Genomic DNA, 13,391 nt, shown 5'->3' on the forward strand with positions numbered 1-13,391 from the left:
CATTCTTGCTCCGCCCAAGCAGACGGTCCACAATGTCGGGCGGTTCGGCATGACAGGGGGCGTTTTTGCTGAAGATTCTGGCTGTGTTCGTGACGCTTTCCTCGGCAACGCCGCTTTTTGCCGCGAACGCTGTCCCGCCCCCACCCTATCAGGCCGACCTGCTTCGGCTGTCCGAGGTGCTCGGCGCGGCTGCGTATCTCGACGGCCTGTGCGGCGGACCGGGCGCCGCTGACTGGCGCTCGAAAATGGCCGCTCTGCTTGATGCCCAGGGTCTCGAAGGACCGACGCGGCGCCCTTATGTCGAAGCCTTCAACAGAGGGCAAAGAACCTTCGCCGTAGCCCATCGAGCCTGCACCTCCTCGGCCCGCAGCGTACTTCAGCGCTACTTTGCGGAGGGCGCACAGCTCTCCGACCGACTCGATCAGCGCTTCGGTCGCGCCAGCGATTCGACGACGCCCCCAATCCCCTGATGGTTAGCGATCAGTTAACCGCAGTTCTTCAAAGTCGTTAACGCTTTTTAACGGTTGGCGTTGCGTCCTGAACGAAGGATGGTACTGTGCCCCCGTCGAGGATGCGGATCGGCAAGCGACCTTCGTGTCGTGAGCTGCTCCCGAAAAGGTGCGGATGGGGCTGATGTCGGATATGCGGGACGAGCTGCTTGAGCCGGTTGAGGCCACGGTAAGCGACAACTTCAAACATCGCGCCATGAGCCATATGGAGCGCGCCTTCGACGATGCCGACGACGACGGCATTCCCGTCGACGCCGTAGCCCATGCGGCCCTGTTCGCTGCCCTGACGACGCTCGTCGAGTGCTTCGGCGAAGAGAGCGTTGCACGGCTCGTCTCCGAACTTCCGGAGAAGATCTCCTCGGGCGGCTACACGTTGTTGCGTACCCTTCAGTAAGACGGGACGGGCCGCCGCGCGAGGTCGGGGGAAGACATGCGAGTTTCCATCGGAGCGCCTTTGTTCGCCGCGGCGATCGCGGCGGGCTTACTGTTGCATGCCGTGCCGATGGCATTTGCTTTCGGGCTTCAATCGCCCCCTGAGACGGACCGGACGACGGGTGGCGGCGGCTTTGGCTTCAGCATCCCGGGTGGCGACGAACTGAACGCACTGCCGGGGTCGGGCGCCGTACCGCCGACAGAAGGCTCGGCCAGATCCGTTCCGCAGGTTCATTACGATCTTTCGACGCTCCCTCCCGCCGTCGCGGCCATGCGCGAAAGAATCATCGCCGCAGCACGTTCCGGTGATGAAGCGCGGATGCGGGCCGTCATCGGCCTTTCCACCCCGCCGCCGGTGTTTTCGCCGACCGGAGACGGAGATCCGATCGACATCCTGAAGGCAGCGTCCGGCGACACCGCCGGTCTTGAAGTCCTGGCCATCCTGCTTGACGTGCTCGACGCCGGCTGGGTGGTGAAGGGCGACGGCGCACAAGCCCGCTACATCTGGCCTTATTTTGCCGAGCTGCCCCCGAGCAGCCTCGACCGGCGGCAGCTTGTCGAGGTCTATCGCGTGCTGACCGCCGGTGACTTCGAGGAGATGCGGGCCGTCGGCTCCTACGAGTTCTACCGCCTCGAGATAGCTTCCGACGGGCGCTGGCTGATGTTCATGGCCGGCGAATGACCCTGCCGGGGTTGAGGATGCCCAGGGGGTCGAGAGCATCCTTGAGGCGAGCCATCAGTTCCAGATCGAGCGGCGGCTTAACCTCGGCCAGGAGGTCGACCTTGAGTCGGCCGACGCCATGCTCGGCGGCCACCGAGCCGTCGTATTTGCGAACGACGTCGTGCACGACCGCGTTCATCTCGTTCCAGCGCGAGAGGAAGCCCTGACGGTCGCCCCCTTCCGGTTGGCTGACGTTGAAGTGGATGTTGCCGTCGCCCATATGGCCAAAAGGTACCGGGCGGCAGCCGGGAAAAGCCACCTCAACGGCGGTCATTGCCTCGTCGAGAAAGGCCGGCAGGTCACCGATCGGCACGGAGACGTCGTGCTTGATGGAGCCCCCCTCACGTTTCTGGACCTCGCTCATGCCATGGCGAAGGCGCCAGAAATCCTCGGCTTGCGACAATGACTGCGCAAGGGTCGACTCAAGCACTTCCCCAGCCTCCATCGCACCGGTCAGGACATCGAGAACAACCGTCTCGGCTTCGGTATCGGAAAGGCTGGAGCTGACCTCGATCAGAACATACCAGGGTGCGGCGGAGGTCGGCAGCCGGGCACCGGGCAGATGGCGCAGGGCAAACTCCATGGCGAGTCCCGACATCAACTCGAAGCCGGTAAGGCCAAAGCCAGCCGCCCCCTGAGCACGAGAGAACAAGTCGAGCGCCGCCTTGGGGGAGGCAACCGACGCAAAGGCAACGGCTCGCCCGCGCGGAGGATGATGAAGCTTGAGCGCGGCGGCCGTAATGACACCCAGCGTGCCCTCGGAACCGATAAACAATTGTTTCAGATCATAACCGGCATTGTCCTTGCCGAGCCGTCGGAGACCGTTCCAGATGCGCCCGTCGGCGAGTACAACCTCGAGGCCGAGCACGAGGTTCCTCGCGTTGCCATAAGCGAGCACGGCAGTTCCGCCCGCATTCGTGGAAACGTTTCCTCCGATCTGGCACGAGCCAAGAGAGGCAAGCGTCAACGGAAAGACACGCCCCGCCGCCGCCGCCGCGGCATGCGCCGAGGCGAGCGGCATGCCGGCCTCGATGACCATGCTGTTGCCAAGCGGATCGATCGAGCGGACCTTGTCAAGTCGTTCCAAAGAAACGACGATTTCCTGTCGCCCGGGAACGGGAATCTGTCCCGCGACGAGACCGGTGTTGCCACCTTGCGGTATGATCGCCGTCTTCGTCTCATGAGCGAGGCGCAGGATGGCGGCCACCTCCCTCGTATCGGCGGGCCTCAGGACCAGTGGAGTCTCGCCTCGGAAGAGGTCGCGCCACTCGACGAGATAGCGTGCCTTTTCGGCGTCTTCCACTAGGGCTTGACCCGGCCCGACGAGGGCGGAGAAACGGGAAACGAGATCGGACGTCGACGGGTTTTTCATGCGGCGGAACCTACAGCCGCGAACGCTTGTCGTCGAGGGTCGGCGCCAGTCACGAAGCCTGTACCGGTGGGCCTCCACCGCGACTTGCTATTGTCATAATCCTTGTGTCATACGAGCACGACATCCGGATTTGATTAGGCGGGGTTACAAAATGGCAGGTGCTGTGGGTCTGATGGCGGGCAAACGTGGCCTGATCATGGGATTGGCCAACAACCGTTCCATCGCCTGGGGAATTGCCAAGTCGCTTCACGCCGCCGGTGCGGAGATCGCGTTGACCTATCAGGGCGATGCGCTGAGAAAGCGCGTCGAACCTCTGGCCGCCGAGCTCGGCGCCATGGTGGTCGGTAACTGCGACGTGGCGGACGCGGAAACCATCGACGCCGTCTTCGCGACGCTCGCCGAGAAGTGGGGCAAGATCGATTTCCTGGTGCATGCCATCGGCTTCTCCGACAAGGACGAGCTGACCGGTCGCTATGTCGACACCAGCGAAGCCAATTTTCAGAAGACCATGCTGATTTCGGTCTACTCTTTCACGGCCGTCGCCCGGCGCGCCGAGAAGCTGATGTCCGACGGTGGTTCGATGCTGACGTTGACCTACTACGGCGCCGAGAAGGTCATGCCCAACTATAACGTGATGGGTGTCGCCAAGGCTGCGCTCGAAGCGTCGGTGAAGTATCTCGCCGTCGACCTTGGTCCGCAGAACATCCGCGTCAATGCCGTTTCGGCCGGACCGATCAAGACGCTGGCTGCCTCCGGCATCGGCGACTTCCGCTACATTCTGAAGTGGAACGAGTACAACGCACCGCTGCGTCGCACCGTGACCATCGAGGAAGTGGGCGACAGCTCGCTCTATCTTCTCTCCGATCTGGGACGCGCCGTCACCGGCGAGGTTCTGCATGTCGACAGCGGCTACCACACCGTCGGCATGAAGGCGGTGGACGCGCCAGACATTTCCGTCGTCAAGGACTGACGACCATCGACCTATGTTGCAGAGGCCGGGCCGAAAGCCCGGCCTTTTGGCATTTGAGCGAGGTTATCTTGACAACACTGGGCGTCACGCCTAGATGACCGGCCATGGGTGAGGGACCCCAGCCGCCCGCCGGCGCAAGCCTTGGTGAAGTTCCCGTCGATCGCTTCCGTTTTCTGGCATCGAGACCTCTTGGCAATGCGGGCACCCTGCTTACGGTCATGTCCGATGCCATCTGGAGAACGGTCATGTCGTCCCGACTGCCATCACTTGACGAGCTGAAGGCTCAGGCTCGTCGTCTCAGAAACTCGCTCGCCGAGGCCGGCAGCGACGTCAGCCACTCGAAGTCCCTTGAGCTGATCGCCAAACAGTACGGCTTTGCCGACTGGAACACGCTCTATGCAAAGGCCGGCAACGAGCCGCCAGCGCGTTCGTGGAATCCCGGCGACCGCGTCAAGGGGACCTATCTCGGCAAGGCTTTCGAAGGTACCGTTCTGGCACTCAAGGCTGCCACCTCTGTACCGGGCTACTACACCATCACTGTCGATTTCGACGAGCCGGTGGATGTGGTCGATTTCGACAGCTTCTCGGCGTTCCGCAAACGTGTGACCGCCACCATCGACGAGGAGGGCGTCAGCCCTTCGAAAACGTCGAACGGCCGTCCGCACATGGTGCTGTCGGCCTGACGCTTCGCGTCTCCTGGAGTCCGTCCGGCTTGCCTGGGCGGTCTCCAGTCTCCTTACGGATAGCTTGCGCCGCCTTGCTTTACCCGCTCAGGCGAGCAGCGCCTTTGTCGCGGCTGCGACGTCGTCCTGGCGCATCAGGCTCTCGCCGATCAGGAAGGTGTGAGCACCGACGCGCGCGAGGCGCGCGAGATCGGCGGGCACGAACAAACCGGATTCGGCGACCAGAATGCGGTCGGACGGCACGCTCCTGGCCAGTTCTTCCGTGGTTTCGAGCCGCGTTTCAAATGTGCGCAGGTTTCGATTGTTGACGCCGAGCAGCGGCGACTTCAACCTCAGCGCCCTCTCGAGTTCGGCCGCGTCGTGGACTTCGAGAAGCACATCCATCCCGAGTTCGAAGGCAGTATCCTCCAGAACCTTCGCGGTGTCGTCATCGACGGCGGCCAGAATGATCAGGATGCAGTCCGCGCCCCAAGCGCGCGCCTCGTACACCTGATAGGGCGAAAACAGAAAATCTTTCCGAAGCGCCGGCAACGCCACCGCCGCGCGCGCGGCTTTCAGGTAGCCCGGATGCCCCTGGAACGAAGGTCCGTCCGTCAGCACGGAGAGGCAGGCCGCCCCGCCTTCTTCGTAGGCACGGGCCAATGCTGGCGGATTGAAGTCCGCGCGGATCAGCCCCTTGGAGGGACTGGCCTTCTTGATCTCGGCGATCAGCGCATGCCGTCCCTCGGCATGCTTCCTTTGGATGGCGGCGCAAAAGCCACGTGGCGAAGGCTGATCGGCGGCCACTGCCTTGATCTCGGCGAGCGGAATGGCTGCTTCGGCGGCAGCAATCTCTTGCCGCTTGTAGGCCTCGATGCGGGCAAGGATGTCGGCCACGAAACTTCCCTCAGGCGCTAGAACGTGCGATCAGCCGGTCAAGCGCGGCGCGGGCGCGACCGCTGTCGATGGCGTCGGCGGCAAGCGTGACGCCGTCCTTCAGCGTCGCCACCCGATCGGCAATCACGAGAGCGGCGGCAACGTTGAGCAGGACCGTGTCACGATAGGCGCCGGGGGCGCCTTCGAGCAGCGCCCGAAGAGCCTGGGCATTGTCCTCGGCGGAACCGCCTCGCACGTCCTCGGGCGAATGCTGCGGCAATCCCACGTCGTCCGGCGTCACTTCGAAACTGCGAACCGCCCCATTTCTGAGTTCGGCAACATAGGTTGGACCCGACAGTGTCATCTCGTCGAGTCCATCCGAGCCATGCACCACCCATACCGCTTCGGAACCGAGCGCGGCCAAAGTTTCCGCCACCGGCAGCAACCACTGGCGCGCGAAGACACCCACCAACTGCCGACGCACACCGGCCGGGTTGGACAAGGGGCCAAGGATGTTGAAAATGGTTCGCGTACCGAGCTCGACGCGGCTCGGGCCAACATGCTTCATCGCCGAGTGGTGTACCGGCGCAAACATGAAGCCGACCCCCGCCTCGCGGATGCAGGCGGAAATGATGTCCGGTCCGATATCGATCTTCACACCGAGCGCCATCAGCACATCGGCTGCGCCCGACTTGGATGAAAGCGCACGGTTGCCATGCTTGGCGATCGACAGGCCCGCACCTGCCGCCACCAAGGCGGAGGCGGTGGAGATGTTGAAACTGCCGGAAGCATCGCCGCCCGTACCGACGATGTCGACCGCGTCGGCCGGCGCGTCGACCCTCAGCATGCGCGAACGCATGGACGACACGGCGCCGGCGATCTCCTCTACGGTTTCGCCGCGAACGCGCAACGCCATCAGGAAACCGCCGATCTGCGACGGAGTCGCCTCGCCGGTCATCATGATGTCGAAGGCCGAAGTCGCCTCCTCCCGGCTCAAGCTGGCTCCCGAAGCCACCTTGGCAATCAAGGTCTTGAAATCGGCCATCGCTCGTTGTCACCCTCGCTTGTGCAATCTCCGGCAGATTGCCACGCAAAGCCGAAACGTGGAATGCGTAACTGCGACCTACGGTCAGCTTCCACGTCAGTTGGCGTTACTGGTTCCGATCACCGCATTGAGCAACGATTGGTTGACGGTGGTGCCCAACTCTTCCTGCGCAGCGCCGAGATACTGGGCATAAAGGTCGTTCGCCACCTCCGACGCTGCCTGATCGGCAATGACGACAGAGTCGCCTGCTCCTTCCGGCATCGGCGGATTGACGACATTGGCCACGGTCAGCACGATGCGCGTACCATCAAGGCCCGGAATCGCGGCAACGTGTCCCTTGGGGCCAGCAAAGGCGGCAATCACCCCCTCCTGCCCCAAGCCGGCGTCTCCGGCCTTGCGCGTCACGCCGGAGGCGGTTTCGACTTCCACCATAGCGGACTTGGCAAGGTCGTCGATCGACGTTCCGGCCTTGAGCGCCTTTGCCATTTCGTCGGCTTTGGCCGTCAGACGAATCTGGGCCTCATCGTCGGTCCAGGCAACGACCGCCAGATCTTTCACCTCGTCGAGCGCGCGATCACGGCCGGGTACAACCTTGACGACGTTGTACCAGACAAAGCCGTGGCTGACGGACAGGGGGTCGTTTTCGCTTCCCTCGTCAGCGGCAAAGGCAGCCTTCAGAAGATCTGCCTGATCTGGCAGGCCAGCCACCGGCTGACTGTCCGTACCGTTGCCTTCGGGATCCACCTCGGCGGTGACGACCTTCAGCTTGAACCTGTTCGCCACTTCCTGCAGCGTCGCGCCACCCGCCAGAGCGTCCTCGATCTCGTCGTGCATTTCGAGCACGGAACGTTCGGCCGCCTTGGCGGCAAGCGCCTTGCGGATGTCCGGCGCCACTTCGGCAAGCGCCTTGGTGTGTGCCGGTTCGATCTCGGTGACGCGAAGCAAGACAGTACCGAAGGACGACTTTATCGGCTCGCTCGGGACGTTGAGGGACAGACCGAAAGCCGCCTCGGCCACGGCGGGATCGAGCACCTTGTCACGAGAAAGCAAGCCCAGGTCGACATCTTCGGGCTTGGAGCCCGCATCCGCGATGAGCTGGTCAAAGCTCGCGCCACCCTTGAGCTTTTCGTTGGCGGCGGCCGCCTCTTCGGGGGTCGCATAGAACAGTTGCTGGATGCGGCGCTGCTCGGGCGCACCATACTGATCCTTGGTACGCTCGTACTCGCGCGCCACGCTCTCGTCGGTGACGGCAGAAGGATCTGCGATGGCGTCAGGCGTCACGGCGAGCGTTTCGATGGTGCGGAACTCCGGCGCCCGGAACTTGGCCTTGTTCTCCTCGTACCACTTGGCAAGAACATCATCGGCAGGCTTCTCGATCGGCTCCACCTGGGCACGGGCCAACGTGAGATAGCGAATGTCGCGCGCCTCGTTCTGATAGCGATAGAGAGCGCTGACCAAGGTCTTGGGCACGGTCATGCCGCCGACGAGGCCCGACGAAAGCTGCCACCGCAGCTCCCCCGTCCGCCGCTGGGCGATGAACATGGACTCGCTGAAACCACTCTGATTGAGAAGCTCGGTGAAGTAGGCGCGATTGAAGCTCGGAGCCCCCGGCGGCCTCAGCTGCGGATCGTCGGCAATGCCTTGGGCCAATCGCTCGTCGGAAACACCGAGGTGGGTGGTCGCGGCCACATCGGCCACGGCGGCATCCGCCATCAAGGAGCCGAGAATCTTCTGCGGCAGGCCGATGGCGCGCGCCATGTCGGGCGTCATCGCCTGACCGATCTGGCGGGCCAGCGTCTGCGATTGCCGCTGGTAGGCGAGCTGGAATTCGCCGAGCGTGACCTTGGTGTCGCCGACCGTGGCGAGCGTATCGGTGTGGGAGGCTCCAAGCCGGGAGCCGACACCCCAGCCGATGAAGGACAGCGTCAGGAGGCCCAGAAAGATCTTCGCGGGAAGCGTATTCGCCCCGCGGCGCATTGAATCAAGCATTATGTCGTCCGTCTCGGGGGCGCGCGCGCCCATCCATCCCAGTCACGCCACCGGTCTCGCAGGGACCGCTTCGGCGCGCGGGATCATAGGGGCCACGGCCTCACGCCGCAAGCACCGGTTTTGCCTGACAAAGCGCCGGAATCCGGCTCAGAACAATGCTTGATATGGATCTTGTCGCCTCCACGGCCCATCGACGCCAACACCACGAAAGTGGTGCGTGGCGACCGTTGAGAGGATCGGGCGCGACGACCGGCTGACGTCCGGGAACAGTCGCAGCTGCAGCACCCCGGCTGCCTGAGAGCGGCGCCGACGCCGTCGTAGTCAATAGCCCTTGCTAGCCTTTTGCACCTTGCGGATATAAATGCGCTTGCGGGTTTTCGCCTACAAGATCATCTTCCAGGCCGCTCCGAGGATTCACGCCGGGCCCGGTTCGGAATGGTCCACGCCCACGCAACGCACATCGAAGGAACGAGAGCATGTCGGTCAAGCCGCTGGTTGCCGGAAACTGGAAAATGAACGGCCTCAAGGCCTCCGTCGCCGAATTCGAAGCCATTGCCGCCGGCTATGACGCCGCACTCAAGGCCAAGGCCGAGCTGGCCATCTGCCCGCCCTTCACGCTCGTCGCCACCCTCGCCGCGAAGGGCTTGCTTCCGGTTGGCGGTCAGGATTGCCATGCCAAGGTTTCGGGCGCCCACACGGGCGACACTTCGGCCGAGATGCTGAAGGACGCCGGCGCCACCTACGTCATCGTCGGCCACTCCGAGCGCCGCACCGACCACGCCGAGACCGACGCCATCGTCAAGGCGAAGACCGAAGCCGCCTGGCGCGCCGGTCTTGTCGCCATCGTCTGCGTCGGCGAGACCCACGCCGAGCGCACCGGCGGCAAGACGCTTGAAGTCGTCGGCACCCAGGTTGCCGGCTCGCTGCCCGAGGGCACGACTGCTGCCAACACGGTGGTTGCCTACGAGCCGGTGTGGGCCATCGGCACCGGCCTGACGCCGACCGCCGCCGACGTCAAGGAAGTGCACAACTTCATCCGCAAGGAACTGGTCAAGCGCTTCGGCGCCGATGCCAACGGCATCCGCATCCTCTACGGCGGCTCGGTGAAGCCGTCGAACGCCGCCGAGCTGATGGCCGTCGAGGACGTCAACGGCGCGCTGGTTGGCGGCGCCTCGCTGAAGGCCACCGATTTCCTTGGCATCGCCGCCGCTTACAAGTAATACTAATGCCTCCGGCGCACCTCTTTCGGGCGCGCCGGAGGCAATACCGCATGTACCGCCAGGAGGGCGGGCCGCCACCCCTCTCCAGCTTTTCCCGAGAATGGGAAGAGAGCTTGTCGAGACGACCGGCCTTTCGGGGCCGCGTTCCGGATCGATGGTCGGTCTCGCCGAAGCGCGAGCGGCGCCGTCTTCCCTGCTGGAAGACGGAGAGGGGCAATCTAGCGAATAAGTAGAAAGACCGATAAGAGGTCTTCCGGCCGGTTTCCGGCCACTCGCATAGGACCCACGCCCCATGACTTTCGACACCGTCCTCAGAAACGGAACCGTCGTCAACCAAGACGGCATCGGCATGCGCGACATTGGCATTCGCGCCGGCCGGATCACAGAAATCGGCGATCTCTCGCAAGCCTCAGCCGGCGAAACGATCGACTGCTCTGGGCTGACCGTGCTTCCCGGCGTCATAGACAGCCAGGTCCATTTCCGCGAGCCCGGCGCCACCCACAAGGAAGATCTGGAGACCGGCTCGCGCGCCGCCGTCATGGGCGGAGTAACCGCCGTCTTCGAAATGCCCAACACCAACCCGCTGACGACCACAGCGGAGCGTCTTGCCGACAAGGTGGCCGCCGGCACCCATCGCATGCACTGCGATTTCGCCTTCTGGGTCGGCGGCACGCACGGCAACGTGCGGGACATCCCCGAGCTCGAACGGTTGCCCGGCGCGGCCGGCATCAAGGTCTTCATGGGCTCATCGACCGGCGACCTGCTCGTTGCCGACGACGACGGAGTTGCCGCTATCCTTGGCGCCACGCGTCGCCGCGCCGCCTTTCACTCCGAAGACGAGGCGCGCCTCATCGAGCGCAAGTCTCTGCGCGTGTTTGGAGATCCCTCAAGTCATCCGCATTGGCGCGATGTGGAGGCGGCGCTGAAATCCACCAAGCGGCTTGTCCGCATTGCCCGCGACAAGGGCGCGCGCATCCACGTCCTGCATATCTCCACGGGCGAGGAGATCGACTTCCTCAGCGCACACAAGGACGTCGCCACGGTGGAGGTGACGCCGCATCACCTGACGCTGACGGCGGCCGACCATCAGCGGCTCGGCACGCTCGTTCAGATGAATCCGCCCGTCCGCTCGGCAGACCATCGCGACCGTATCTGGCAGGGCGTGGTTCAGGGCGTTGCTGACGTGCTTGGATCGGATCACGCGCCGCATACGCTGGAGGAAAAGGCAAAGCCCTATCCCGACAGCCCCTCGGGAATGACCGGCGTTCAAACCCTGGTGCCGATCATGCTCGATCACGTCAACGCCGGCCGCCTGACGTTGCAGCGCTTCGTCGACCTGACCTCGGCCGGCCCCGCGCGCATCTTCGGAATGGCCCGGAAGGGACGCATCGCCGTCGGCTACGACGCCGACTTCACCATCGTCGACCTCAAGCGCCGGGAAACCATCCGCGATCGCTGGATCGCCTCTCGGTGCGGCTGGACGCCGTATGACGGTCTCGAAGTCACCGGCTGGCCCGTTGGAACCGTCGTACGCGGCCGGCGGGTGATGTGGGAGGGCGATCTGGTAACGCCTTCGACCGGCGAGGCGGTCCGTTTCGTAGAAGCGTTGCCGCGAGGGACCTGACATGGCCGGGTCCCTCAGCCATCTCGATGTGAGAGGCGCCGCCCACATGGTCGACGTCAGCGAAAAGGCGATCACGGTCCGAACGGCCATCGCCAGCGGCAGGGTGGTGATGAAGGCCGAAACGCTGGCGCTCATCGTCGACGGCAGGACGCCGAAGGGCGACGTGATCGCCACCGCCCGCCTCGCCGGCATCATGGCCGCCAAGAAGACGGCCGACCTCATCCCTCTTTGCCATCCCCTGCCCATTAGCAAGGCAGCGATCGACATTTCGCCCGACCCAACCTTGCCCGGACTTGAGATCACCGCCATCGTCCGTTGCACCGGAAACACCGGCGTGGAGATGGAAGCGCTGACCGCCGTCTCCGTTGCCTGTCTGACGGTCTACGACATGGCGAAAGCGGTCGAGAAGGGCATTCGCATCGAAGCCATCCGCCTCATCGAGAAGGATGGGGGCAAGTCGGGCCGCTGGCTTGCCGACAAGTAGGCTCGGGGATGTGGTGGGGGTGTCGGTCGGTTGGTGATAACCGGCTGAGGACTCGACGGCTTCGACCAACCTCCGCGCCCAGGTGCGTGGTATGCATCGTATGGCCATCCGGGCGGAGGATACCCGACGATGCGCATCCACCGCCGATTGTCCCCATGGTCCGCTTGGCGTTGTCCCTTGCCACGAATCGTGATCTGCCGCCTTCGGGGGCAAAACGCGAGTGGAGACCATGTCCGAAATCGTTCCGTCCGACCCGTCCGGTTCTCTTGTCGAGCGGCTGGATCTTCAGCCTGTGGGCAATGGGCCGTTGGATGGCATGACCTTCACGGTCAAGGACAACATCGACATCGCCGGCCATCGAACATCCGATGGAAGTCCTGCCTGGAGGGACGCTCACGCCGCGCCGGTACATAACGCGGTGTGTGTCGATCAACTGCTCTCGGCAGGAGCGCGTTGCGTCGGCAAAGTCGTGGCTGACGAGTTCACCTACAGCCTCGACGGAGAGAGCCAGTTCTTTGGAACGCCGCGCAACGCCAAGGCGCCCGAGCGAGTTCCGGGTGGCTCGTCCAGCGGATCGGCCGCATCCATCGCGAATGGGCTGGTGCAGTTCTCGATCGGTACCGATTCCGGTGGTTCCATCCGCGTTCCGGCGAGCCTGTGCGGACTCTGGGGAATGCGCCCTTCGCTCCACCGGATATCGGAAGCCGGTGTTCTGCCCTTCATGCCGAGTGTCAGTACGGTTGGCGTGTTGGCCGACCGGTTCGAACGCCTCGACGCGGTGGCTCGCGTCCTGCTGCGGAGCGGTTCGCGGGCAGTCACCCCGCTCAAGCGCCTGTTGCTGCTGACCGACGCGCTCGACATCTGCGACGGCGCCGTTCAGGAGCAAGCCCAGATCGCCTTGCGCCGAGTTGCCGACAAGGTCGGAGTTCCGCTGGAACCTGTCCGTTTCTCCGACATCGCGGGGGAAGACCTTCCGCTCAGCGACTGCAACGTCAAGGCACTGCGCGACATGCAGAGCGCCGAGTTTCAGAGCACCATCGGCAACTGGATAGAGACCACCAAACCGACGCTTGGTACGACCTTTACCCTCGCCTATGGCAACGTTCAGCGCTTCGACCGTATTGCGGCGTTGGACAGCCTCGTGCGCTGCGAGCGTTTCTTCGAGGCGATCAACGCGTTTCTGCCGGCCGGTGTCGTCATCTGTTTTCCCACCACACCGGTGATCGCACCCCTGAGAGGGTCTCTGACGACGCTCGACAATGTGTTGAATTTCTACGACCGCACCATGACGATCACGGCTTTCTCCGGCGTCGGTCGATTGCCCGAGATTTCCGCACCTCTGTTGACAGTCGAAGGGTGTCCCGTCGGCCTGTCCTTTGCCGCCGGGCATTATCAGGACGAGTTCTTGTTGACGGCGGTGCGCAAGATGCTCGCCCCTGCCGGCTGACGCTATCGGAGCAATCCGGGAAGCGAGGCGGCAATCGACC

The 13,391-nt window shown here is 63.9% G+C and carries 13 protein-coding genes; 9 read left to right on the plus strand and 4 right to left on the minus strand.

Annotation, left to right across the window (positions count from 1 at the left end; genetic code table 11):
• Nucleotides 1–65: 65 nt before the first annotated feature.
• The 3 genes from M4J40_RS13985 (at nucleotide 66) to M4J40_RS13995 (ending at nucleotide 1,623) form a co-directional block, all read left to right on the plus strand.
• Entirely contained in the window at nucleotides 66–470 is a 405-nt protein-coding gene (locus tag M4J40_RS13985) for a TIGR02301 family protein (protein WP_251754748.1), read from the plus strand.
• 163 nt (nucleotides 471–633) lie between these two features.
• Complete coding sequence (locus tag M4J40_RS13990) at nucleotides 634–903, plus strand: hypothetical protein (RefSeq protein WP_251726904.1); 270 nt, start codon at nucleotides 634–636, stop codon at nucleotides 901–903.
• Between the two features lie 36 nt (nucleotides 904–939).
• Nucleotides 940–1,623 carry a hypothetical protein gene (locus M4J40_RS13995; RefSeq protein ID WP_251754749.1) on the plus strand — a complete coding sequence of 228 codons (684 nt, stop codon included), beginning with the start codon at nucleotides 940–942 and terminating at the stop codon, nucleotides 1,621–1,623.
• Here the strand turns inward: M4J40_RS13995 and M4J40_RS14000 are convergent.
• On the minus strand, nucleotides 1,607–3,034 hold the full coding sequence (locus tag M4J40_RS14000; protein WP_251754750.1) for an FAD-binding oxidoreductase: 1,428 nt from the start codon (nucleotides 3,032–3,034) through the stop codon (nucleotides 1,607–1,609). The genes M4J40_RS13995 and M4J40_RS14000 overlap by 17 nt on opposite strands.
• A 151-nt stretch (nucleotides 3,035–3,185) precedes the next feature.
• Between M4J40_RS14000 and fabI the strand changes: the two genes are divergently transcribed.
• A complete protein-coding gene (gene fabI / locus M4J40_RS14005) occupies nucleotides 3,186–4,004 on the plus strand; it encodes an enoyl-ACP reductase FabI (protein WP_251754751.1) in 819 nt (272 codons plus the stop codon).
• A gap of 245 nt (nucleotides 4,005–4,249) precedes the next feature.
• On the plus strand, nucleotides 4,250–4,687 hold the full coding sequence (locus tag M4J40_RS14010; RefSeq protein WP_251754752.1) for a glyoxalase superfamily protein: 438 nt from the start codon (nucleotides 4,250–4,252) through the stop codon (nucleotides 4,685–4,687).
• 87 nt (nucleotides 4,688–4,774) lie between these two features.
• On the opposite strand, the gene trpC is transcribed toward M4J40_RS14010, so the two are convergent.
• The 3 genes from trpC to M4J40_RS14025 all read right to left on the minus strand — a co-directional run bounded on the left by trpC (nucleotide 4,775) and on the right by M4J40_RS14025 (nucleotide 8,576).
• Nucleotides 4,775–5,563, minus strand: coding sequence for an indole-3-glycerol phosphate synthase TrpC (trpC, locus tag M4J40_RS14015; protein ID WP_251754753.1), 789 nt, complete (start codon nucleotides 5,561–5,563; stop codon nucleotides 4,775–4,777).
• Nucleotides 5,564–5,573: 10 nt separating this feature from the next.
• Nucleotides 5,574–6,587 carry an anthranilate phosphoribosyltransferase gene (trpD, locus tag M4J40_RS14020; RefSeq protein ID WP_251754754.1) on the minus strand — a complete coding sequence of 338 codons (1,014 nt, stop codon included), beginning with the start codon at nucleotides 6,585–6,587 and terminating at the stop codon, nucleotides 5,574–5,576.
• Nucleotides 6,588–6,683: 96 nt separating this feature from the next.
• Entirely contained in the window at nucleotides 6,684–8,576 is a 1,893-nt protein-coding gene (locus M4J40_RS14025; protein ID WP_251754755.1) for a peptidylprolyl isomerase, read from the minus strand.
• Nucleotides 8,577–9,052: 476 nt separating this feature from the next.
• On the opposite strand from M4J40_RS14025, the gene tpiA reads away from it, so the two are divergent.
• The 4 genes from tpiA (at nucleotide 9,053) to M4J40_RS14045 (ending at nucleotide 13,351) form a co-directional block, all read left to right on the plus strand.
• On the plus strand, nucleotides 9,053–9,796 hold the full coding sequence (gene tpiA / locus M4J40_RS14030) for a triose-phosphate isomerase (RefSeq protein WP_251754756.1): 744 nt from the start codon (nucleotides 9,053–9,055) through the stop codon (nucleotides 9,794–9,796).
• A 292-nt stretch (nucleotides 9,797–10,088) separates the two neighbouring features.
• Nucleotides 10,089–11,420 (plus strand): dihydroorotase, encoded by a 1,332-nt coding sequence (locus M4J40_RS14035; RefSeq protein ID WP_251754757.1) that lies wholly within the window; start codon nucleotides 10,089–10,091, stop codon nucleotides 11,418–11,420.
• 1 nt (nucleotide 11,421) lies between these two features.
• Nucleotides 11,422–11,904, plus strand: a complete 483-nt coding sequence (gene moaC / locus M4J40_RS14040) for a cyclic pyranopterin monophosphate synthase MoaC (protein ID WP_251754758.1) — start codon at nucleotides 11,422–11,424, stop codon at nucleotides 11,902–11,904.
• A gap of 229 nt (nucleotides 11,905–12,133) precedes the next feature.
• Nucleotides 12,134–13,351, plus strand: coding sequence for an amidase family protein (locus M4J40_RS14045; protein WP_251754759.1), 1,218 nt, complete (start codon nucleotides 12,134–12,136; stop codon nucleotides 13,349–13,351).
• The last annotated feature ends 40 nt before the right edge of the window (nucleotides 13,352–13,391 follow it).

The organism is Pleomorphomonas sp. JP5 (genome assembly GCF_023721815.1).
GTDB lineage: Bacteria > Pseudomonadota > Alphaproteobacteria > Rhizobiales > Pleomorphomonadaceae > Pleomorphomonas.